At 61.6% G+C, this 22,186-nt stretch carries 21 protein-coding genes and 1 rRNA gene; 19 read left to right on the forward strand and 3 right to left on the reverse strand.

All coding sequences use genetic code 11. The annotated features are described in order from the left end of the window. The 12 genes from rrf to ACK4OE_RS12360 form a co-directional block, all read left to right on the forward strand. A 5S ribosomal RNA gene (gene rrf / locus ACK4OE_RS12305) occupies nt 1–93 on the forward strand; the annotation flags it as partial. A 97-nt stretch (nt 94–190) separates the two neighbouring features. Continuing rightward, on the forward strand, nt 191–940 hold the full coding sequence (locus tag ACK4OE_RS12310; protein ID WP_409885099.1) for a 16S rRNA pseudouridine(516) synthase: 750 nt from the start codon (nt 191–193) through the stop codon (nt 938–940). 218 nt (nt 941–1,158) lie between these two features. Further along, entirely contained in the window at nt 1,159–2,142 is a 984-nt protein-coding gene (locus ACK4OE_RS12315; protein ID WP_409885100.1) for a YncE family protein, read from the forward strand. A 43-nt stretch (nt 2,143–2,185) separates the two neighbouring features. Further along, a complete protein-coding gene (locus ACK4OE_RS12320; protein ID WP_409885101.1) occupies nt 2,186–3,001 on the forward strand; it encodes a polysaccharide deacetylase family protein in 816 nt (271 codons plus the stop codon). A gap of 95 nt (nt 3,002–3,096) precedes the next feature. After that, entirely contained in the window at nt 3,097–4,125 is a 1,029-nt protein-coding gene (locus ACK4OE_RS12325) for a sterol desaturase family protein (RefSeq protein ID WP_409885102.1), read from the forward strand. Nucleotides 4,126–4,160: 35 nt separating this feature from the next. Continuing rightward, complete coding sequence (locus tag ACK4OE_RS12330; protein ID WP_409885103.1) at nt 4,161–5,102, forward strand: EI24 domain-containing protein; 942 nt, start codon at nt 4,161–4,163, stop codon at nt 5,100–5,102. Further along, the gene (locus tag ACK4OE_RS12335) at nt 5,099–5,920 is read left to right on the forward strand and encodes a competence/damage-inducible protein A (RefSeq protein WP_409885104.1); all 822 of its coding nucleotides are present in this window, start codon (nt 5,099–5,101) and stop codon (nt 5,918–5,920) included. Before ACK4OE_RS12330 ends, ACK4OE_RS12335 begins: the two co-directional genes overlap by 4 nt. Nucleotides 5,921–6,093: 173 nt before the next feature. Next, complete coding sequence (gene glnA / locus ACK4OE_RS12340) at nt 6,094–7,509, forward strand: type I glutamate--ammonia ligase (protein ID WP_409783479.1); 1,416 nt, start codon at nt 6,094–6,096, stop codon at nt 7,507–7,509. A 213-nt stretch (nt 7,510–7,722) separates the two neighbouring features. Then, nucleotides 7,723–8,232: a hypothetical protein gene (locus ACK4OE_RS12345; protein ID WP_409885105.1), complete on the forward strand. Its 510-nt coding sequence runs from the start codon at nt 7,723–7,725 to the stop codon at nt 8,230–8,232. 71 nt (nt 8,233–8,303) lie between these two features. After that, the gene (gene glnL / locus ACK4OE_RS12350) at nt 8,304–9,326 is read left to right on the forward strand and encodes a nitrogen regulation protein NR(II) (RefSeq protein ID WP_409885143.1); all 1,023 of its coding nucleotides are present in this window, start codon (nt 8,304–8,306) and stop codon (nt 9,324–9,326) included. Nucleotides 9,327–9,375: 49 nt separating this feature from the next. Beyond that, nucleotides 9,376–11,046 carry a nitrogen regulation protein NR(I) gene (gene ntrC, locus ACK4OE_RS12355; RefSeq protein WP_409885106.1) on the forward strand — a complete coding sequence of 557 codons (1,671 nt, stop codon included), beginning with the start codon at nt 9,376–9,378 and terminating at the stop codon, nt 11,044–11,046. Nucleotides 11,047–11,284: 238 nt separating this feature from the next. Further along, nucleotides 11,285–12,244: a ferritin-like domain-containing protein gene (locus ACK4OE_RS12360; RefSeq protein ID WP_409885107.1), complete on the forward strand. Its 960-nt coding sequence runs from the start codon at nt 11,285–11,287 to the stop codon at nt 12,242–12,244. Between the two features lie 231 nt (nt 12,245–12,475). Here ACK4OE_RS12360 and xth read toward each other — a convergent pair whose 3' ends face one another. From xth to ACK4OE_RS12375, 3 genes are all read right to left on the reverse strand, one after another. Further along, on the reverse strand, nt 12,476–13,252 hold the full coding sequence (xth, locus tag ACK4OE_RS12365) for an exodeoxyribonuclease III (RefSeq protein ID WP_409885108.1): 777 nt from the start codon (nt 13,250–13,252) through the stop codon (nt 12,476–12,478). A gap of 86 nt (nt 13,253–13,338) precedes the next feature. Beyond that, a complete protein-coding gene (locus tag ACK4OE_RS12370) occupies nt 13,339–13,830 on the reverse strand; it encodes a dihydrofolate reductase (protein WP_409885109.1) in 492 nt (163 codons plus the stop codon). A gap of 31 nt (nt 13,831–13,861) precedes the next feature. After that, a complete protein-coding gene (locus ACK4OE_RS12375) occupies nt 13,862–14,701 on the reverse strand; it encodes a thymidylate synthase (protein ID WP_409885110.1) in 840 nt (279 codons plus the stop codon). A gap of 98 nt (nt 14,702–14,799) precedes the next feature. On the opposite strand from ACK4OE_RS12375, the gene ACK4OE_RS12380 reads away from it, so the two are divergent. From ACK4OE_RS12380 to dalD, 7 genes are all read left to right on the forward strand, one after another. Next, nucleotides 14,800–15,327, forward strand: coding sequence for a hypothetical protein (locus tag ACK4OE_RS12380; protein ID WP_409885111.1), 528 nt, complete (start codon nt 14,800–14,802; stop codon nt 15,325–15,327). A gap of 316 nt (nt 15,328–15,643) precedes the next feature. Further along, on the forward strand, nt 15,644–16,987 hold the full coding sequence (locus ACK4OE_RS12385) for an ABC transporter substrate-binding protein (RefSeq protein ID WP_409885112.1): 1,344 nt from the start codon (nt 15,644–15,646) through the stop codon (nt 16,985–16,987). A gap of 235 nt (nt 16,988–17,222) precedes the next feature. Beyond that, entirely contained in the window at nt 17,223–18,086 is an 864-nt protein-coding gene (locus ACK4OE_RS12390; protein ID WP_409885113.1) for a carbohydrate ABC transporter permease, read from the forward strand. 13 nt (nt 18,087–18,099) lie between these two features. Beyond that, complete coding sequence (locus ACK4OE_RS12395; RefSeq protein ID WP_409783466.1) at nt 18,100–18,942, forward strand: carbohydrate ABC transporter permease; 843 nt, start codon at nt 18,100–18,102, stop codon at nt 18,940–18,942. A 49-nt stretch (nt 18,943–18,991) separates the two neighbouring features. Further along, nucleotides 18,992–20,035 (forward strand): ABC transporter ATP-binding protein, encoded by a 1,044-nt coding sequence (locus ACK4OE_RS12400; RefSeq protein ID WP_409885114.1) that lies wholly within the window; start codon nt 18,992–18,994, stop codon nt 20,033–20,035. Between the two features lie 5 nt (nt 20,036–20,040). Then, nucleotides 20,041–20,775: an SDR family oxidoreductase gene (locus ACK4OE_RS12405; protein WP_409885115.1), complete on the forward strand. Its 735-nt coding sequence runs from the start codon at nt 20,041–20,043 to the stop codon at nt 20,773–20,775. Nucleotides 20,776–20,794: 19 nt separating this feature from the next. Further along, entirely contained in the window at nt 20,795–22,186 is a 1,392-nt protein-coding gene (gene dalD / locus ACK4OE_RS12410; protein ID WP_409885116.1) for a D-arabinitol 4-dehydrogenase, read from the forward strand.

The raw sequence follows: 22,186 nt of genomic DNA on the forward strand, positions 1-22,186 counted from the left end.
GGTACCACTCCTTCCCATCCCGAACAGGACAGTGAAACGACTTTGCGCCGATGATAGTGCGGGTTCCCGTGTGAAAGTAGGTCATCGTCAGGCTCTTATAGCCCCAAACCCCCTCAGTCTCCAAAGGACTGAGGGGTTTTGCGTTGGGGAAATGAAAACCTCAGAGTGAATTATTTCTGAAATCCTCACCATGCAACTGCAGGACATTTTGTATTCCCAAGGCTTTGGAACGCGCCGGGTGTGTTCTGGGCTCGTTCAGCAGGGTTGGGTCTCCGTTAGGATCCCATCTGCTGAACCAGAATTTAGGCTGTGCGTAGAGGCTTCGGCCGATTTTGAGTTGCAAGACTTGCAGTTGCGCGTGCAAGGTGTCGACTGGCCCTGTCACGCGAAGGCTTATGTTTTGCTCCATAAACCTGCGGGTACGGAGTGCTCCCAAAAGCCTTCAACCTATCCAAGCATCTATACCTTGTTGCCTGCACCTTTGCGCCAGCGCCCCACCAAAAGCGCCGTACAAGGGGTTCAGGCGGTTGGGCGACTCGACCAAGACACAACAGGAATGTTGCTGTTGAGTGATGACGGGCAGTTTATCCATCGTCTCAGCTCCCCCAAAAAGCATGTGCCCAAGGTTTACCAGGTCACTACCAAGCATCCGGCTGATGGATTACAAGTAGCGAGGCTGCTCTCTGGGGTTGTCCTAGACGATGATCCCAAGCCAGTGCGCGCTGCTGCTTGCGAAGTGATCGACACACATCGTATCGACCTCACTTTGACGGAGGGCAAATACCATCAGGTCAAACGCATGCTTGCCGCCGTGGGCAACCGGGTAGAGGGGTTACACCGTTCTCGGATTGGTGCAATGGATCTACCAGCGGACCTTCCACCGGGTGGCTGGATGTGGCTGAACGAAGCCGACTTGCGTTTGCTTGATCAGAGCAACTAGAGTCCGCGGCTCTTAAATGAGTGATCGCACAGCAGTTGAGCGGCTCTTTTGCCCAATTTGCAAAGTAAGAGGTGGTGCACCCAGCGAGAGATCACTTCGAGTGTTGTGAAGCGCAAAGTTAGCCGAGATCTACGCGTGGATCAAGCATGTTACCTGCATAATCAACTGCCTTTGGCATGGCCAGAGCTACACTCCCTGGCTACGCTGAAAGTGGTTTTGTGAAGATTTATTCGATTGTGCGTGCATGTGTCGCGCTGGGTGGATTGTGGATTCTGGGTAACGGTGTTTGGGCAGCGGCTGCACCGATATTTGTGCTGAATTCGCTGGAAGCCAATGTCAGTGTCATTGATCCTGTCACCTGGACAGAAACAACCAGAATTTCCACGGGCAAAGAACCCCACCACCTGTACCTTACTCCCGACGAGAAGTCGATCATCGTGGCCAATGCCCTGGGCGATACGCTGACGTTTGTGGACCCTCGCACGGCCCAAGTGCAGCGGACGGTGCGCGATATCGTTGACCCATATCACCTGCGTTTTTCGCCGGACATGAAGTGGTTCATCACTGCAGCCAACCGGCTGAACCACATTGATTTTTATCGCTGGGATGGCAACAATTTGACGCTCGTTCGGCGTGTTGCAACGGCTCGCACGCCGAGCCACTTGTGGATCGACAGCCGCAGCACGACGGTGTACTCGACCATGCAGGACAGCGATGAGTTGGTTGCGATTGACATTGCCACCCAAGCCATTAAGTGGCGGACCAAGACCGGTGCCATGCCCGCAGATGTATACGGTTCGTCCGATGACAAACGCATCTTTGTGGGCCTGACAGGCAGTGATAGCGTCGAGGTATTTGACGTTTCAGGGCGAGAGCCTGTAAGCATCAAAAAAATTAAAACAGGCAAAGGCGCGCACGCCTTCAGGGCAGCCGGTGATGGTCGCCATCTGTATGTCAGCAACCGCGTGGCCAATAGCATCAGCAAAATTGACATGATGACCCATCAGGTAGTTGATTCGTATCCGGTTCCAGGTGGGCCCGACTGCATGGAGGTGTCTGCCGACGGTCGGTTCATTTATGTAAGCTCCCGTTGGGCGCGCAAGTTGACTGTGGTGGATACCCACACGAAGAAAGTCGTGCGGCAGGTGCCTGTAGGTAAGTCGCCCCACGGAGTGTGGACGTTGCAGCACGCACCTCGTTGAACAGCAGGCCCAAATGAGCGGGACAGGTGCAGGTATCGAAAAAATGGGATATCGACTCATAGGCCTGGCTAAGCCATTTATTACTTTTGCTATATATTTGATAGCTTCTAGCGCTTTCGTATCAATCGCTAGAGCCGAAAACGACTGCAAAAAGCCCCTCTACCTCACTTTTGATACCGGACACATGGGCGTTGCGCCGCTGGTGGCTGACGTTCTCAAGCGGCATAACGTTCGCGTGACCTTCTTTGCGGCGAATGAACGCACGAAGGAAGGCGATGGCAGCTTGGGCGACTACTGGGCACCCTGGTGGCGCGAGCGGGCGGCAGACGGCCACGAGTTTGCTTCGCACACCTGGGACCACACCTACTGGCGCGCTGACCTCGGAACTGCACAGCAGCCCTCGTTTCGCGTTCGCCCATCGGCGGGCCCGCGCGAAGGGCAAGACTTTGTGTTTTCGGCGGCCGACTACTGCCAAGCGCTTGGCAAGGCAGCGGCTCGGCTCAAGCAGATTACCGGTAAGACGCCGCTGCCCTTGTTTCGCGCTCCGGGCGGCAAGACCTCGCCTCAGCTGTTGGACAGTGCGCGTGCCTGTGGATATGCGCACGTGGGTTGGGCTCCTGCAGGGTTCTTGGGGGATGAGCTCTCCAGCGAGCGCGTCAGCAACGCCACTTTGCTGCGCAATGCGCTGCGAGATGTACGCAGCGGGGACATCCTGCTCGCGCACCTTGGCATCTGGTCGCGTAAAGACCCTTGGGCGCCCGTAGTGCTGGAGCCATTGATCGAGGGGCTCAAAGAACGTGGTTTTTGTTTTCGCACCCTGCGGGAGCATCCCGTCTACGGGGGCCGGGGTGTACGCTGATTCTGGGTTTGTATCCCGTGGAAACTACTTGGCATGGGTGCGAGCGCAGCGGCTACTCGCTAGCGTTTCATACAACTTCGAGGTGAAGTAAGGCGATGACGTGGTTCGACCAATGGTTTGATAGTGCGCAGCAGTGGCTCTTTGAGAGAGTCATGCAGCCGCTAATGTTCCATGTGGGACTGGGTAACTTGCTCGAGTCCGGTTACGAGGCCGCTGGCTGGGTTTTGGTGGGATTGCTGCAGCTTTTAATCATCGTTGCAGTGATTGGACCGTTGCAGCGCCTTTGGCCTGTTGAGCCGGTCACGGACCGCGCCACCATCCGCACCGACATCCTCTACACCCTCATCCACAGACTGGGTCTGTTTCGACTCGCATTGTTCTTTGCGATTGATCCGCTGGCAGACGATTTTTTTGGTGCTTTGCGGGTCGCTGGTGTGAGCACTTTCCAGCTCGATGGACTCTGGCCCGGAGTTACCGATGTGGCGTGGGTCAGCTTGTTGATCTACCTGGTGGTGTTTGACTTCGTGGACTACTGGATCCACCGCGGCCAACACCATTTCGAATGGTGGTGGCGCCTTCATTCGCTGCACCATGCACAACGGCAGATGACGATGTGGAGCGACAACCGGAACCATATCCTTGACGACGTGCTGCGCGACACCATTTTGGTCGTGGTCGCCCAGCTTATTGGTGTGGCGCCTGGCCAGTTCATCGCCATCGTCGCGGTCACCCAGCTCAGTGAGAGTTTTCAGCATGCCAATGTCCGGCTGTGGTTTGGTCGCTGGGGCGAACGTTTGTGGGTGAGCCCGCGCTTTCATCGGCTGCACCACAGCGTGGGCATTGGCCACGAGACGATCAAGACGCTGGCCATCCCATCTGGCGGAGCTTCGACAACAGAGGTGGGCGGTGCAAAACATCGCGTGGTTTTGGGCGGCCATAACTTTGGCGTGTTGCTGCCATGGTGGGACATGGTGATGCGCACCGCCAATTTTGAGTTGCGCTACGACCCTACCGGCGTGCGCGACCAAGTGGAGCCTGACGCCCAAGGGCGAGTGCGCAATTACGGACAAGGTTTTTGGTCTCAGCAGTGGCGCGGGGTGCTCCGACTGATGGGCAGAGCCTGACGGGTGCTGCAGGCAGTCCATGTATGCTTGTCGGCATGGGACTCTTGCTTGATTCTTTCTGGCGTGCCGCTGCCTATTGCCTGCGCCCTCGCGTGATGGCCTTGTCGCTGTTGCCCTTGCTGCTGATGGCGGCATTGGGGTTGGGCCTGGGATATCTTTATTGGGATGCCGCGGTGCAGGGCATGCGCTCAGTGCTTGAAGCCTCTACGCTGCTTGCTGGCTTCTGGAGCTGGTTGCAAGGCTGGGGACTGGGCGACGTGACCACTGTGGTGGCCCCGTTGATGGTGGTTTTGGCCGTCACTCCTTTGCTGGTCGTTCTGTCATTGCTGGTTGTTGCCGTGTTGATGACGCCTGCGCTTGTGGCGTTGGTGGCAAATCGGCGCTTTCCGGCGCTGGAGCGCAAAAAGGGCGGCTCCTTTGTCGCCAGTGTGGTCTGGTCACTCAGCTCCACATTGCTGGCCTTGGTTGCGCTCGTTGTGTCGATCCCTTTGTGGCTGGTGCCTCCTCTTGTCCTCATCCTGCCGCCGTTGATCTGGGGGTGGCTCACCTACCGGGTCATGGTGTTTGATGCGCTGGCAGACCACGCCAGCAAAGAGGAGCGGCAGGAGCTGTTCCGCCGTCACCGCAGTAGCCTGCTGGGCATCGGCATCCTGACTGGATATCTGGGCGCAGCGCCCAGCATTGTGTGGGCGTCGGGGGTGGTGTTTGCTGCCGCGTTTTTTATTCTTGTGCCTCTGGCCATCTGGATTTACACGCTGGTTTTTGCGTTTTCATCCCTGTGGTTCTCGCACTACTGTCTGGCGGCGCTACAGCGTTTGCGAGAAGAGCGCGGGGAGCGGCGCCTGAGCACTTCGGACGTCGTGGACGTTACGGACATCGCAGTGGCGGGGGGCGCAGAGCAGGGCCCTGCTCCCGCTCTCACACCACCTTCCTTGTCCGCCCCTGAAACTTCTGCCCGTGGAGCCCCTGCACCATGACCCCCCAACTCGGCCTCATCATCGTGGGCGACGAAATCCTGTCCGGCAAGCGCGCGGACAAACACATGCCCAAGGTGATCGAGCTTCTCTCGGCCCGTGGATTGTCACTTTCCTACGCTGACTATGTGGGAGATCAGCCTGCCCGCATTACCGCCACTTTGCAGCGCGCGTTCGAGGCGGGTGATGTGGTGTTCTCTTGCGGTGGCATTGGGGCTACGCCTGACGACCATACGCGCCAGTGTGCAGCGCGCGCTTTGGGCCGTGATCTTGTTTTGCACCCAGAGGCCGAAGCCCTGATCCGTGAGCGCATGCAGGATGTGGCGCGAGAGCAGGGCGTGCCCTACGAGGCCGAGCGTCCTGACAACGTGCATCGGCTCAACATGGGCATGTTTCCAGTGGGTGCGCAGATCATTCCTAACCCTTACAACAAGATCCCTGGCTTCCGCTGCCAAGGGCCCGGTGGCGGTGCCGTGCACTTTGTACCCGGCTTTCCCGTCATGGCCTGGCCGATGATCGAATGGGTGCTGGACCACTACTACGCGGACTATTTCAACCGTGCCCCCCAGACAGAACAATCGGTGGTGGTCTACGGCGCGATGGAAGCAGCGCTGACGCCACTCATGGAGCGCATCGAAAAAACGCATCCCGATGTGCGGGTGTTCAGTTTGCCCAGCGTGGATCATCCACAATACGGTCGGCATATCGAACTGGGCGTCAAAGGCCCTGCAGCGTCAGTCCCGCCCGCATGGCAAGACCTCAAAGATGGTTTGCACGAATTTGGTGCAAATTGCGGCCCTGAATTGGTGCGCAACCTTTGATGTTCGGAGTCGATTCACGGATTGCACTGATTTGGTGCTTTCTGCCGAATGCTGAGCCAGTAGCTGGCCCTTAGTGCTCCGTCATAGTGCGGCGGCTGCACTTGGCTGGCACGCAAACTGCTTTTAAACCGGCAAATTCTTTTTTCAACAAGCGCTTTACCCAGGAGAACCTGATGGCCAAGACCATTGCAGACGTGATGAAGATGGTGAAGGAAAACGAAGTCAAGTTCGTTGACTTCCGTTTTACCGATACCCGTGGCAAGGAACAGCACGTGACCGTGCCCGTGTCCCACTTCGATGAAGACAAGTTCGCGTCCGGTCATGCATTTGACGGTTCGTCTGTGGCCGGCTGGAAGGGTATTGAAGCTTCGGACATGCAGCTTATGCCCGACCCCAACACCGCCAACATCGATCCCTTCTTTGAAGAGACCACGATGTTCCTGCAGTGCGACGTGATCGAACCCGGTGACGGCAAGGCCTACGACCGCGATCCACGCTCCATTGCCAAGCGCGCTGAAGCGTACCTCAAGGCCTCCGGCCTGGGCGATACAGCTTACTTCGGACCAGAGCCAGAGTTTTTCATCTTTGATGGCGTGCGTTGGTCCAACGAACCCGGCAAGGTCATGTTCGAGATCGAAGAGTACGAAGCCCCCTGGAACTCGGGTGCCAAGCTCGAAGGCGGCAACCGTGGCCACCGTCCCACCGTCAAGGGCGGCTACTTCCCCGTGCCTCCGGTCGACAGCACGCAAGACATGCGCGCTGAAATGTCCCTGATCCTCGAATCCCTGGGCATCCCGGTCGAAGTGTTCCACCACGAAGTGGCGGGCGCTGGCCAGAACGAAATCGGCACGCGTTTCAGCACGCTCGTCGAGCGCGCTGACTGGACGCAGGTCCTGAAGTACGTGGTCTGGAACGTGGCCAACGCCTACGGCAAGACCGCCACCTTCATGCCCAAGCCCTACGCTGGCGACAACGGTTCCGGCATGCACGTGCACCAGTCCATCTGGAAGGACGGCAAGAACCTGTTCGCTGGCGACGGCTACGCTGGCCTGTCGGACTTCGCGCTCTATTACATCGGCGGCATCATCAAGCACGCACGTGCCCTGAACGCCATCACCAACCCCGGCACCAATTCGTACAAGCGCCTGGTGCCTGGCTTTGAAGCCCCTGTGAAGCTGGCCTACTCGGCTCGCAACCGTTCGGCCTCAATCCGCATTCCTTACGTTGCCAACCCCAAGGGCCGCCGCATCGAAGCGCGCTTCCCCGATCCATCGGCCAACCCCTACCTGTGCTTCTCGGCACTGATGATGGCTGGTCTGGATGGCGTGGAAAACAAGATTCATCCCGGCGAAGCCGCCACGAAGGATCTGTACCATCTGCCTCCCGAAGAAGACAAGCTGGTGCCTACCGTGTGCCACAGCCTGGACCAGGCGCTGGACTACCTGGACAAGGACCGTGGTTTCCTTACCAAGGGTGGCGTCTTTACCGACTCTATGCTGGATGCTTACATCGACCTCAAGATGGGCGAAGTCACGCGTTTCCGCATGGCTCCTCACCCTGTCGAGTACGACATGTATTACTCCCTGTAATCGCTTGCCTGCAAGCCATTACCCAAAAAAAGGCGGCGTAAGCCGCCTTTTTTTATAGGGGTGCCGCGGCCAATGCCCGCCGTTTCGGAACCAACGCTGACAGGGGCGTATCCGTAAGCAAAGCCCCGCCGGAGTGTGCAAGTGTTGAATTGGCGATGTGTGGCGATTGGGGGATACTCCCCTGCAACCTGCGTGGCAGTGCGAGGAAACCGAATGAAAAAAACGCTCATCACCCTGATAGTCATCGCCGCATCGGCACCTGCCGTATGGGCCCAAGACCGCATCTACCGCTGCGGAAATGAATACACCAACAACGCCACCCAGGCCAAAGAGCGCGGCTGCAAGCTGGTGGAAGGTGGGAATGTGACGGTAGTGCAAGGCACCCGCCCCGCCGCCGCAGCTGCGGCACCCGCCGCGGGCGGCATCGGCGCTGCCGCACCTGCCGCGTCGCCATCCAACGCCCCCCGTGTCAGCAACAATGACCAGAAGGCCCGTGATGCGGATGCTCGCGCCATTTTGGAGTCCGAGTTGCGCAAAGCCGAAGCCCGCCACGCTGATCTGGCCAAGGAATACAACAACGGCGCCCCAGAGCGCAATGCGCTGGACCTGCGCAACCCCCAGCGCTATATGGAACGCACGGCGGAGCTGAAGGCCAGCGTGGCGCGCAGCGAAAGCGATATTGCGGGCATCAAGCGTGAGCTTGCCCGCCTGCCTGCCAACTAGTATCCAGCGTGAGTTCGTTTGCCCCCGAGACTCTGGGCACCGGCACGGAGCGCTTTCATTCGCTGGACCTCATGTCCACTCTGGTGGCTGTGCTGCGTGCCGATGGCGCCGTGCAGTTTGCCAATGCGGCCCTTGAAAACACGCTGGGCCTGTCGCGCCGCACGCTGGAGGGGGTGGATTTTTCGACCTTCTTCACAGACCCTGCACTGCTGCAAACCGCGCTGGCCGGTGCCCGGGGCAAAGACTTTGCCGCGCTGCGCTACGAGGCCAGCTTGAAGCGCCTGCACCAGGACCCGGTGCCCGTCCATGTCAGCGTGGCTGACGCCGAGCAGGTCGGCGAGATCCTGGTTGAGTTGTGGCCGCTGGAGCAGCAGGCCCGCCAGGACCGGGAAGAACGCCTGCTCGACCAGGCGCAGGCCAACAAGGAGCTGATCCGCAATCTGGCCCATGAGATCAAGAATCCGCTGGGCGGCATTCGCGGCGCGGCGCAGTTGCTAGAGATGGAGCTGGAAAGCCGCGAGTTGACCGAATACACCCAGGTCATCATCCACGAGGCCGACCGCCTGCAGAGCCTGGTGGACCGCCTGCTGGCGCCGCATCGCCACCCGCATCTGGTGGGCGATGTCAACATCCATGAGGTGTGCGAGCGCGTGCGTTCGCTGGTGCTGGTGGAGTATCCGCAGGGTCTCAGGGTGCAGCGCGACTACGACACCTCAATCCCCGAGTTCCGTGGCGACCGTGCGCAGCTCATTCAGGCATTGCTGAACGTGGTGCAAAACGCGGCCCAGGCGCTGGCGGACCGCGTGGCTGCTGGCGATGCGGTGATTACCTTGCGCACCCGTGTGGCCCGACAGGTAACGTTTGGTCGCCAGCGGTACCGGCTGGCACTGGAATTGCATGTCATCGACAACGGACCGGGCGTGCCCGACGCGATCAAGGAGCGGATTTTTTACCCTCTGGTATCGGGTCGGGACGGCGGGTCAGGGCTGGGGCTCACGTTGGCGCAAACCTTCGTGCAGCGCCATCATGGGTTGATCGAATGCGACAGCGTACCGGGTCGCACCGACTTCCGTATCCTGATTCCCTTGCCTTAAAAACGCAATGGTCCCTGACACGCAACCACAGGGAAGGTAAGAAAAACATATGAAGCCGATCTGGTTAGTAGATGACGACCCGTCGATCCGCTTCGTCCTCGAAAAAGCGCTGGCCCGCGAGAACCTGCCTACGCGCAGTTTCACCCACCCCCGCGAGGTCCTGGAAGCGCTGGCGGACATCACCCCGGGCGATCCGGCGCGCCAAGGTCCTCAGGTTCTGGTCAGCGACATTCGCATGCCCGGGGGCTCCGGCCTGCAGTTGCTCGAAAAAGTCCGCGAACTGCAGCCGGGGCTGCCCGTCATCATCATGACGGCGTACTCCGACCTGGACAGCGCCGTATCGGCCTTCCAGCGGGGCGCGTTTGAATACCTGCCCAAGCCCTTCGACCTGCCCAAGGCGGTGGAGCTGATTCGCCGCGCGGTTGAAGAAAGCCAGCGCGAGGAAGTGATTGAAGAGCGACAGGCCGAAACCCCTGAGATGCTGGGCCAGGCGCCCGCCATGCAGGACGTGTTCCGCGCCATCGGCCGCCTGAGCCAGAGCCAGGTCACAGTGCTGATCACCGGTGAATCCGGCTCGGGCAAAGAGCTGGTGGCCCGGGCGCTGCACAAACACTCGCCCTGCGCGGACGGCCCCTTCGTTGCCATCAACACCGCAGCTATTCCTAAAGACCTGCTCGAGTCCGAGCTCTTCGGCCATGAGCGCGGCGCCTTCACCGGCGCGCAGACACAGCGGCGTGGGCGGTTTGAGCAGGCCGAGGGCGGCACGCTGTTCCTCGACGAAATCGGCGATATGCCGTTTGACTTGCAAACACGCCTGCTGCGTGTGCTGTCGGACGGCCAGTTCTACCGCGTGGGTGGCCATGCGGCCGTCAAGGCCCATGTGCGCGTGATTGCCGCCACCCACCAGGACCTGGAAAAGCGTGTGAAGGAGGGTGGGTTCCGCGAGGACTTGTTCCACCGCCTCAACGTCATCCGCCTGCGCCTGCCTGCGCTGCGCGAGCGGCACGAAGACGTGCCCATGTTGACCCGTCACTTTCTGCAGCAAAGCGCACGGCAACTGGGTGTGGAGCCCAAGCGCATTGCCGATTCTGCGCTGGCGCGGCTGGAGCAGTTTGCCTTTCCGGGCAATGTGCGCCAGCTGGAGAACATCTGCCACTGGCTGACCGTGATGGCGCCAGCGCAGGTTATCTCGCTGCAAGACTTGCCGCCTGAGGTGCTGGAGGCCCCGGTATACCAGTCGCCCGTGCGCGCGGGTGGTGGGGACGCTGCCGCGGCGGTGGCTGCGCCCATGCACACCGCGCCCATCGTGTCCGCACCCGCGTCCGAGCTGGTGGGCGGCATCCACCCGCTGGTGTCGGCGCCTGCCGTGGCGGGGTTGGGGGGATCGGCCACCGCCGTCATCGGTGCGGCTGCTGCAGGCGCGCCCTCCTGGTCAGGAGCAGACGGAGCCCATGCGCCAGCTGCGCCCATCGCTGCCGCTGCCAGCAGCCCCAACACCTGGGAACAGGCGCTGGAGACTGAGGCGCAAAAGCTGCTGGCGGGTGGCCAGCCCGAGGTATGGGATGCCCTGACCCGGCGCTTCGAGTCACGCCTGATCCGCACCGCGCTGGTGGCAACACACGGTCGCCGCATGGAGGCCGCGCAGCGCCTGGGTATCGGGCGCAACACCATCACCCGCAAGATCCAAGAACTGGGCCTGGACGCCCCGGATGAAGCATAAAAATCATTGAAAATGGCCGCTAGCGCTTGATGGATAAGCGCTGGCAGCTATTAAATATGTAGTGATTCGGTCGGGTGGCAGCCGCTGCGGGACATTCCGTTACGTGCGCCTCATTTCCTGCGCGTGGTGCGCTGCGTGCAGGGTTCGGTGTCCTACACGCAGGCCCTCCATGGGCCGACCCGATGCTCTGGTGACAGCTTCAACAATGAAGCCACTGTCAACCAACCGGAGACCTTCTATGTCGGATTTCAATGATGCCAACCGTGACCCTTTGACCAATGAGCCGGGCGCTCACCCCGTCGGAACCGGCGTGGGTGCCGCAATGGGTGGTGCCGCTGCAGGTGCTGCGGCCGGTGCCTTGGGTGGCCCTGTGGGTGCCGTCATCGGCGGTGTGGCAGGTGCGGTAGCGGGCGGACTGGCAGGCAAGGCCGCTGCTGAAGCCGTCAACCCCACGGAAGAAGACGCCTACTGGCGCGATACCTACAACCGCGAGCCCTACTACGTGGAAGGCCGCACGTACGACCACTATCGCCCCGCCTACGAACTGGGCTGGTCGTCCGTAGGCCGCTACGAAGGCGACTTTGACGCCGTCGAACCCCGTCTGGCCGATGACTGGCGTGCCCGCCACGCCACAGACGGCCTGGCCTGGACGGATGTGCGCCCCGCCACCCGTGCCGCCTGGGACCGTGCTTCGGGCGTATCCGCTACGGATTCGTCTTTCACCAGCGACCGTCCCATGGACGTCACCGACAACGATGATGTGGTCGATGTCCTCAATGACCTGCTTGAATCGTCCCGCGACGGCGAGTATGGGTTCCATGCCTGTGCCGAGCACGCCGAATCGGGTGAGCTCAAGGGCATCTTTCAGCGCCACTCGCGTGAATGCGCTGCTGCTGCGGTTGAGCTGGAGCATGAAATTCGCCGCCTGGGGGGCGACCCCGCATCCGGTGGTACCGTGGCCGGCGCACTGCATCGCGGCTGGGTGTCGGTGAAGACGGCGCTGTCCACCAGCGACGACAAGGCTGTGCTCGAAGAGTGCGAACGCGGTGAGGACTCTGCCGTGGCCCGCTACCGCAAGGCCTTGAAGACCAGCCTGCCCGCTGATGTCCGTACGCTGCTGGACCGTCAGTTGCAAGGCGCTCAGCGCAACCACGACGAAGTGCGTGCGCTGCGTGATGGCTTCTCGCCGCAACGGTAAGGTCCGCACAAGCCCGACCTGAATAGTGCTGCGTCGACAAGCCCGGCGCGCCGTTTGACAGGTCGGTGGGTATTGACCGCACACCGGTCTGAGGTGGCAACATCAGCAAAAAAGGCTGCAAGGATTTTTCCTTGCAGCCTTTTACTTTTGTCTCCGATGTCGGTGTCTGTGTCGGTGTGGTGCCCATAACCGCTGACAGCGCGGTGTTCGCGTTTCTGCGGTGATCGTTGGTCAGGCCATCGTGACCACCACAGGCGCGTGGTCGCTGGGCTGCGGGTTCTTGCGGGGTGCGCGGTCTACCACACAGGCGGTCACGCTGGGGCGCACCGCGTCGCTGACGAGAATGTGGTCGATGCGCAGGCCCCGGTTCTTCTGGAAACCAAGCATCCGGTAGTCCCACCATGAATAGGCTTTTTCGGGCTGGTCAAACATGCGAAACGCGTCGGTCAGCCCCAGCGCCAGCAGCGCCTGAAAGTGATTGCGCTCCTCCGTGGTGTGGTGGATGGTTTCGCGCAGCCCCACCGGGTCGTACGAGTCGCGGTCTTCTGGCACCACGTTGAAGTCTCCCACCAGCACCAGGCGCGGATGGGTCGCCATCTCGGCGCGCACCATGTCTTGCAGCGCCTGCAGCCAGCGCATCTTGTAGGCGAATTTTTCAGACCCGGGCTCTTGCCCGTTCACAAAATAGCCATTGATCAGGCGCAAGGGCCCCGACGGGGTGTCCAGTGTGGCACCGATCACGCGGGCCTGCTCGTCGCCAAAGGCCGGGATGTTGCGCACCACGTCGCGCAGCGGGTGACGGCTGAGGATCGCCACGCCGTTGTAGGTCTTCTGGCCGAAGGCCACGGCCTCGTACCCTAGCTCCTTGAAGGCATCGTGCGGAAACTTGTCGTCCGTCAGTTTGAGCTCCTGCAGCCCCAGCGCATCGACCGGGTTGGCGGCCAGCCAGGCCAGCACCTGGGGCAGGCGCACAGTGAGGGAGTTGATGTTCCAGGTGGCTATTTGCATATGTTTTTGGCCGCTAGCGCTTATCTGTAAAGCGCTGAAAGCTATCAATAAGTGAGTAACCGGTTGACCCGTCGAGGGGCGATAAGTCACGCCTTAGCGCGTTGGTACGTCACAAAGCTGAACGCCAGGCCTTTGGCGCTGACGTGGCGGCTGCGTGCTGATTCCACCCACTCAGCACCCAGTGTGGGTGCATGGGCGTCGCCATCAAAGTCCTGCTCGATCTCGGTGACCTCCACACAGTCCGCCAGCGGCAACGCCTCGGCATAGATCTGGCCGCCGCCAATCACCCAGGTTGTTTGGCTGGCATCGCACATCGCCAGCGCCGCGGGCAGGCTGGCAGCGCACTGGGCGCCGTCGGCGTGCCAGTCGTCCTGGCGGGTCACCACAATGTTGGTGCGGCCGGGCAGCGGACGGAAGCGGGGCGGCAGAGAGTCCCAGGTCTTGCGGCCCATGATGACGGCGCAGCCCTGCGTGAGCTGCTTGAAATGCGCCATGTCTTCGGGGATATGCCAGGGGATGGTGTTGTCTTTGCCGATGACGCCGTTGGCTGCGCGGGCGTAGATGAGGTGCAAGGGCATGGTGATGGTGGTCCGTGTTCGTCCGCGTGGGTCACACAGCCACAGGCGCTTTGATGGCCGGGTGGCACTGGTAGTCCAGCACTTCAAAGTCTTCGTATTCGTAGCCAAAGATGCTGTCCGGCTTGCGCTTGATGTTCAGCACCGGGTAGGGGTAGGGCGTGCGCGCCAGCTGCGTTTGCACCTGCTCGTGGTGGTTGCTGTAGATGTGGCAGTCGCCGCCCGTCCAGATGAAGTCGCCCACGTCCAGGTCGCACTGCTGCGCCACCATGTGCGTCAGCAACGCGTAGCTGGCGATGTTGAAGGGAACACCCAGAAAAATGTCGGCACTTCGCTGGTACAGCTGGCAGCTCAGGGTGCCGCGCCCGCCGGGTGTTTGCGCCGGGGCCACATAGAACTGGAAGAACGCATGGCAGGGCATGAGCGCCATCTTGCTCAGCTCGGCCACGTTCCAGGCGCTCACGATGATGCGGCGTGAGTCGGGGTTGGTCTTGAGCGTCTGGATGACGTCGCTGATCTGGTCGATGTGGCCGCCGTCCGGCGTGGGCCAACTGCGCCACTGCACGCCGTAAACGGGGCCCAGGTCGCCGTCTTCACGCGCCCATTCGTCCCAGATGGTCACGCCGCGCTCTTTCAGCCAGTTGTTGTTGCTCGACCCGGTCAGGAACCACAGCAGCTCCTGGATGATGGATTTGAGATGCACCTTCTTGGTGGTGACCAGAGGGAAACCTTCCTTCAGGTCAAACCGCATCTGGTGGCCGAACACGCTTTTGGTGCCGGTGCCGGTGCGGTCTGATTTGTCCACGCCGTGGGTGAACACGTGGCGCATGAAGTCTTCGTACTGAGAGCGCACGGGGCGGGTGTGTTCTGTCATGGCGGTGGTAAGGCGAAAGACGCGATTTTAGGCGTGCAGGCGGTCACGCTAAGCTTGCGGGCCTTCTCGCCCCTCTGCCCTTTCAGAAAGTACCTCTCATGCGACTGGTTGCCCCTGTCTCCCACTGCCACACCGCGTTGGCTGCCCTTGCCTTGGCGCTACTGGCAGGCTGTGGAAGCACCGCGCCCACCGCGCCCAGTGTGTCCAGCACATCTGGCGGTTGGGGGCGCGCAGCAGCGCCCAGCCCGGCCGCCACCGCCACAAATCCCTGGTCCAACCTGCAAGCGCAGGTCGGTCGATACCCGACGGATGGCGCTGACTTCCTGCGCACCGGCCCGCTGGCCGAGCGGCTGCGCGGGCTGTTGGGGGCCACCAATTACCCGGTGTTGATCGACAACCTGGGCGTGAGCAGCCCCTTGCAGCAAGAAGGCGCCATGCTCTACATCACCGGCAACCGGCCTCACCAAGGCGGCACCGAGGCTGCCGCTGTGGTGATTCACCCTGGTAAAGACGCCGTGCGCGTGTGGCTGTTGACCGGCGGCGAGGAATGGGACGTGCAGGACCAGGGTGCGCCTAAGACCGTTCCCGCTGACGTTGCCACGATGATGGAAAACGCGCGGCGTTGATCTCGTGGGTCCGTTTGGGCTGAAATCAGCCCCTAGACCTTGACCAGAAAGCGTTAATTGCTATGTATTTGATAGTAGTGGCGGTTTTTTGACCGCTGGAGTCACTGCCGACCTAGCTCAGGTTGCAGGGTAGATACGCTGTTGATGTGTCTAGGTATAAATCCTGAGTATCTGGTGCAAATTAGTATTCTTGGAGACATCTGGAGTACCAGTCGAGCATCACAGCATCGGTATCGTTCAGTCCGTCAATACCCGCATGCCTTGCGCCGGTGTTGAAAGGCAGATTCCCATACCAACTACCGAGGAGACTTTTCCGATGCCACATTCCACCCGTGTCGCCGCGCCCAAGCGCCTGGCCCTGGCCGCTGCGCTGGCCACCACGCTGACCATGTCGCTGTGCGGCGTCGCCAGCGCGCAGACCGAGCTCGTGATTGCCACCGTAAACAACGGCCACATGATCGAGATGCAGAAGCTCGGCAAGAGTTTTGAGCAGGCCAACCCCGACATCAAGCTGAAATGGGTGACGCTGGAAGAAGGTGTTCTGCGCCAGCGCGTGACCACAGACATCGCCACCAAGGGCGGCCAGTTCGACGTGATGACGATTGGCCTGTATGAAGCGCCCATCTGGGGCAAGAAGGGCTGGCTGCAGGAGTTGAAGACGGATGCTGCCTACGATGTGGACGACCTGCTGCCCGCGGTGCGCAGCGGCCTGTCCATCGACGGCAAGCTGTTTGCAGCGCCGTTCTACGCCGAAAGCTCCATGCTGATGTACCGCAAGGACCTGGCCGACAAGGCGGGCGTGCAGGTGCCCGAGCGTCCCACCTGGCCGCAGATCAAGGACCTGGCCGCCAAGATGCACGACCCGAAGAACGGCGTATATGGCATCTGCCTGCGAGGCAAGCCGGGCTGGGGCGACAACATGGCGTTTTTGACCACGCTGGTCAATACGTTCGGCGGTCAGTGGTTTGACATGCAGTGGAAGCCACAGCTCGAATCCAAGCCCTGGAAAGAAGCCATCACGTTTTACGTAGACCTGCTCAAGAACTACGGCCCGCCCGGCTCCGCAGCCAACAGCTTCAACGAGATCCTGGCGCTGACCAACTCGGGCAAGTGCGGCATGTGGATTGATGCGACCATCGCGGCCTCGTTCGTGAGCGACCCTAAACAATCGAAGGTGGCGGACCAGATGGCGTTTGCCCAGGCCCCCACCATGAACACGCCCAAGGGCGCCAACTGGCTATGGTCGTGGAATCTGGCGATTCCTGCCGGGTCCAAAAAGGTCGATGCAGCGCAGAAGTTCATCACCTGGTCGACCAGCAAGGATTACATCCAGTTGGTGGCCAAGACCAACGGCTGGGCCAATGTGCCCACCGGCACGCGCAAGAGCACGTACGCATCGCCAGAGTTCCAGAAGGCAGCCCGCTTCGCTGCGGCGGAGAAGACCGCCATCGACTCGGCCAACCCGACCGATTCGACCCTGCCCAAGAGCCCGTATGTGGGCGTGCAGTTCGCTGCTATACCGGAGTTCCAGGCCATCGGTATTGCGGTGGGGCAGCAGATGAGTGCAGCCCTTGCTGGCAAGACGACGGTGGACGCTGCGCTGAAGGCCAGCCAGGTGTCGGCCGAACGTGAAATGAAGAAAGCTGGCTACTACAAGTAAATAGGCATTCATCCGGCTACTGCGCGGCCCGATCTGGGGGGGGGTGTTCCTCGCCGTACGAGAGTACGGCTGCGGTACAGCGCCCCCACCTCGGACCGCTCGCTACGCCGGCTGAACGCTTACTTCTCCGCCGTCGGTAGCTTCGCTTGGTGCACCCCGACTTGAAGCCTATCTCGCCGCTCTCTTCGTTCTGGCCTTCAGGGTGTGATCCTGTCCAGATTTCTCCGAGACTCCCATGAACCGCCGCCTGCTACCCCGTCTGCTGCTCACGCCAGCCATGGCCACGCTCTTCCTGTGGATGATCGTGCCGCTGGTGATGACGATCTACTTCTCGCTCATCCGCTACAACCTGATGCAGCCGGACCAGACCGGTTTTGCCGGGCTGGAGAATTTTGAGTATTTCGTCACCGACCCCTCGTTCGGCACGGCGGTGCTCAACACCATCTTGCTGCTGGGCAGTGTGATCCTCATCACGGTGGTGTTCGGCATTGCGATTGCGTTGCTGATCAACGAGCCGTTTGCGGGACGGGGCATCGTGCGGGTGCTGCTGATCTCGCCGTTCTTCGTCATGCCCACGGTCAACGCGCTGATGTGGAAGAACATGATGATGAACCCCATCTACGGCGTGCTGGCGCAGGTGTGGATGTTCTTTGGCGCGCAGCCGGTGGACTGGCTGACGGACCACCCGCTGTTCTCGGTCATCGTGATGGTGTCGTGGCAATGGCTGCCATTTGCCACGCTGATTTTCATGACCGCGCTGCAGAGCATGAACCACGAGCAGTTGGAGGCCTCGCGCATGGATGGCGCCAACTACCTGCAGCAGTTGCGCTATCTGTACGTGCCGCATCTGGCGCGTTCGGTGGCGGTGGTGGTGATGATCGAACTCATCTTCTTGCTCAGCATCTTTGCCGAGATCTACACCACCACAGCGGGTGGGCCGGGCGATGCCAGCACCAATGTCACTTTTTTGATCTTTAAGCAGGCGCTGCTTAACTTTGACGCGGGCGTGGCCTCGGCTGGCGCGCTGCTCGCGGTGATTTTGGCCAACATCGCGGCGGTGTTTCTGATCCGCATGGTCGGCAAGAACCTCGATACATAACGAAGCGCGAACCATGACCACCACACGACGCCGTTCCAACTATCCGCTGGGCATGCTGGCCCTGCGCACCGTGGCCGCCTGGGGCGTGGCCCTGCTGCTGTTCTTCCCGCTGGGCTGGCTGCTGCTGACCGCGTTCAAGACCGAACTGCAGGCCATTGCAGTGCCGCCCGAGCTGTTCTTTGTCCCCACGCTCGAAAACTTTCACGAGGTGCAAGAGCGCAGCGACTACCTGCTGTATGCCAAGAACTCGGTCATCACCAGCGTGGTCTCCACCCTGGTCGGGCTGATGCTGGCGGCTCCTGCCGCGTATGCCATGGCCTTCTTCAAGGGCAAGTACACCAAGGACATCCTGATGTGGATGCTCTCCACCAAGATGATGCCCGCCGTGGGCGCGCTGGTGCCCATCTACGTGCTGGCGCAAAAGAGCCACCTGCTCGACACGCAGCTGGCGCTGATCATCGTGTTCGCGCTGTCCAACCTGCCCATCATGGTGTGGATGCTGTACTCGCACTTCAAGGACATCCCGCGCGAGATCCTGGAGGCCGCGCGCATGGACGGCGCCACGCTGTGGCAAGAGGTGCGCCTGGTGCTGCTGCCCCTGGGCATGGGCGGCCTGGCCTCCACCGGCCTGCTGTGCCTGGTGCTGTCGTGGAACGAGGCCTTCTGGAGCCTGAACCTGAGCGCTGCCAAGGCCGGCACGCTGGCCACGCTGATCGCGTCGTACTCCAGCCCCGAGGGTCTGTTCTGGGCCAAGTTGTCTGCCGCTTCGCTGATGGCGATTGCGCCCATTGTGGTGTTTGGCTGGTTCAGCCAGAAGCAGCTCGTTCAGGGCCTGACCTTTGGCGCCGTGAAGTAACGCGCAGCTTTCCTTTCCAACGCAATCAAGTTTTCAGGAACCCGATTCCATGGCCTACCTTCAACTGCGCGGCATCGAGAAATTCTTCGGTGAGCACCGCGCCATCAAGGGCATCGACCTCACCATCCAGCAAGGAGAGTTCATCGTCTTCGTCGGCCCATCGGGCTGCGGCAAGTCCACGCTGCTGCGCCTGATCGCGGGGCTGGAGAACATCGACGGCGGCTCGCTCATGCTCGACGGCCGCGACATCACCGACCAGCCCTCCAGCAAGCGCGACCTGGCCATGGTGTTCCAGAGCTACGCGCTGTACCCGCACATGAGCGTGTACGAGAACATGAGCTTCGCGCTCAAGCTCGCCAAGGTCGATCCGGCCATCGTGCGCGAGAAGGTCGAGCGCGCCGCCGCCATCCTGAACCTCACCACCTACCTGGAGCGCACGCCCAAGGAGCTGTCGGGCGGGCAGCGCCAGCGCGTGGCCATCGGCCGTGCCATCGTGCGTGCGCCCAAGGTGTTTTTGTTCGACGAGCCGCTGTCCAACCTCGACGCGGCGCTGCGCGGCCAGACCCGCGTGGAGATCGCCAAGCTGCACCGCGACCTGGGCGCCACCACCATCTACGTCACGCACGACCAGGTGGAGGCCATGACCCTGGCCGACCGCGTGGTGGTGCTGCGCGACGGGCTCATCGAGCAAGTGGGCACGCCGCTGGAGCTGTATGACCGCCCGGCCAACCAGTTCGTCGCCCAGTTCATCGGCACGCCGCAGATGAACGTGGTGCCTTTGTTGCAGTTGCCGCTGCCGGTGCAGCAACAGGCTCCGGCAGGCGCCGAGGGCGGGTGCATCGGCCTTCGCCCAGAGACCATTGCCGTGCGCAGCCCCGGCGTTACGCCAGTGACTGGCCAGGTGGACCTGGTCGAAGCGCTGGGCGCCGAAACGCTGATCTACGTGGGTACACCAGGCGGTGCGCAGTTTGTGGCCCGCCAGACCGAACGCACCAGCCTGCGCGCGGGTGACGCGGTCAGTCTGGAGATTGATGCCTCAGAGGCGCATTGGTTTGACCCCCGTGGTCGTGTTGTGGCTCGCGAGGCTGCATGACCACCATGGCATTTCGACAAGAACTGCAAGGCAAGGTGGCCGCTGTCACCGGCGCTGCATCGGGCATCGGCTTTGCCAGCGCCAAGGCAATGGCAGACGCCGGTGCGCGGGTGGTGTTGATCGACCGTGACGAAGATGCATTGACCAAGGCCTGCGCTTCGATTGGCGCCCAGGCATTGCCGCTGGTGCTGGATTTGCTCGACGCCACACAGTGCGCCAGCCTGCTGCAGCGCACGCTCGTCATGGCCGGGCAACTCGATATTTTTCACGCCAACGCCGGGCTGTATGTGGGCGGCGATCTGGTCGATGCCGACCCGGACGCCATCGACCGCATGCTGAACCTGAATGTGAATGTGGTGATGAAAAACGTGCACAACGTGCTGCCCCACATGATCGAGCGCGGCACGGGCGACATCATCGTCACCAGCTCGCTGGCCGCGCATTTCCCCACGCCGTGGGAGCCGGTTTACGCATCGTCCAAGTGGGCGGTGAACTGCTTTGTGCAGACCGTGCGCCGACAGGTGTTCAAACACGGCATCCGCGTGGGCGCCATCTCGCCCGGCCCGGTCATCACATCGCTGCTGGCCGACTGGCCTGCAGAAAAACTCGCCGAGGCCAAGGCCAGCGGCAGCCTCCTTGAAGCGGCCGAAGTGGCCGATGTGGTGCTGTTCATGCTCACGCGCCCGCGCGGCATGACCATCCGCGACGTGGTGATGATGCCGACGAACTTTGATCTCTAAATCTCCGCTTTCACGCACCATGAATTTCATCCTGCACCTAGGCCTGGGCTCTTTCCACCGCGCGCACCAGGCCGTTTATGTTCACGAACTGCGCCAGCAGGGCGACCAACGCTGGGCCATTGCCGCAGGCAACCTGCGCCCCGACATGGCCGACACCATTGCAGCCCTGCAAGCGCAAGGCGGCCGCTACACGCTGGAGACCGTCACGCCGCAGGGCGAGCGCAGCTACACCGTCATCGAGTCGATCCAGCGCGTGATCGCCTACCAGGACGACCTGGCCCCGCTGATCGCTGCAGGGGCTGACCCTGCCACATGCATCATCAGCTTCACCGTGACCGAGGCGGGCTACTACCTGGACGCGCAGAACCAGCTCGACTGGCCCACGTTTGCAGATCTGAGGGCAGACCTCGCAGCCGTGAAGGCAGGGCAGGCAGGTCACACCATCTACGGCGCGCTGGTCAGCATCCTGCGCGCGCGCATGGCGGCGGGCGCAGGCCCGGTAACGCTGATGAACTGCGACAACCTGCGCCATAACGGCGACCGCTCGCGCGGGGGGCTGCTGCAGTTCATCGACGGGCTGGGCGACACCGCGCTCAAGGACTGGGTGGTGAAGAACACCAGCAGCCCCAACGCCATGGTCGACCGCATCACGCCGCGCCCCACGCCGGACGTGGCCGAGCGCGTGAAGGCCGCCACCGGCTGGGACGACAAGGCCGCGCTGATGGGCGAGAGTTTCATCCAGTGGGTCATTGAAGACAACTTCATTGCTGGCCGCCCCGCGTGGGAAAACGTCGGTGTGGAGATGGTCGATTCGGTGCAGGCCTATGAAGAGGCCAAGATCCGTTTGCTCAACGCCACGCACAGCTGCATTGCCTGGGCGGGCACGCTCGCGGGCTACCAGTACATCCATGAAGGCACGCACGACGCCGCCATCCGCCAGATGGCCTATGACTATGTGACCGACGACGCCATCCCCGTGTTGCTGCCATGCCCCATCGATCTGGCAACGTACCGCGACGTGGTACTGGACCGCTTTGGCAACCCCGCCATTGCCGACACCAATCAGCGCGTGGCCATGGACGCGTTCTCCAAGATCCCCGGAATGATCGCGCCCACCATCCGCGACAAGCTCGCGCGCAATGCGTCGTTCGACAGCGTGGCCATGCTGCCCGCGCTGTTCCTGGCCTACCTGCAGCGCTGGCATAGAGGGCAGATCCCTTACACCTACCAGGACCAGGCCATGGACCCCGCCGTGGCGCATGCCATCTGCGACGCGGCCGACCCGGTGGCGGCCTATGCCGCCGACACAACGCTGTGGGGTGAGATGGCCAGCCATCCCCAACTGATAGAAGCCCTGCGCAAAGCCTATGCCCGCGTGTTGGCCTTTGTCGGGGAGCGGACAAACGCCTGA

It is taken from the genome of Acidovorax sp. (assembly GCF_046314175.1).
Classification (GTDB): Bacteria; Pseudomonadota; Gammaproteobacteria; order Burkholderiales; family Burkholderiaceae_C; genus Acidovorax.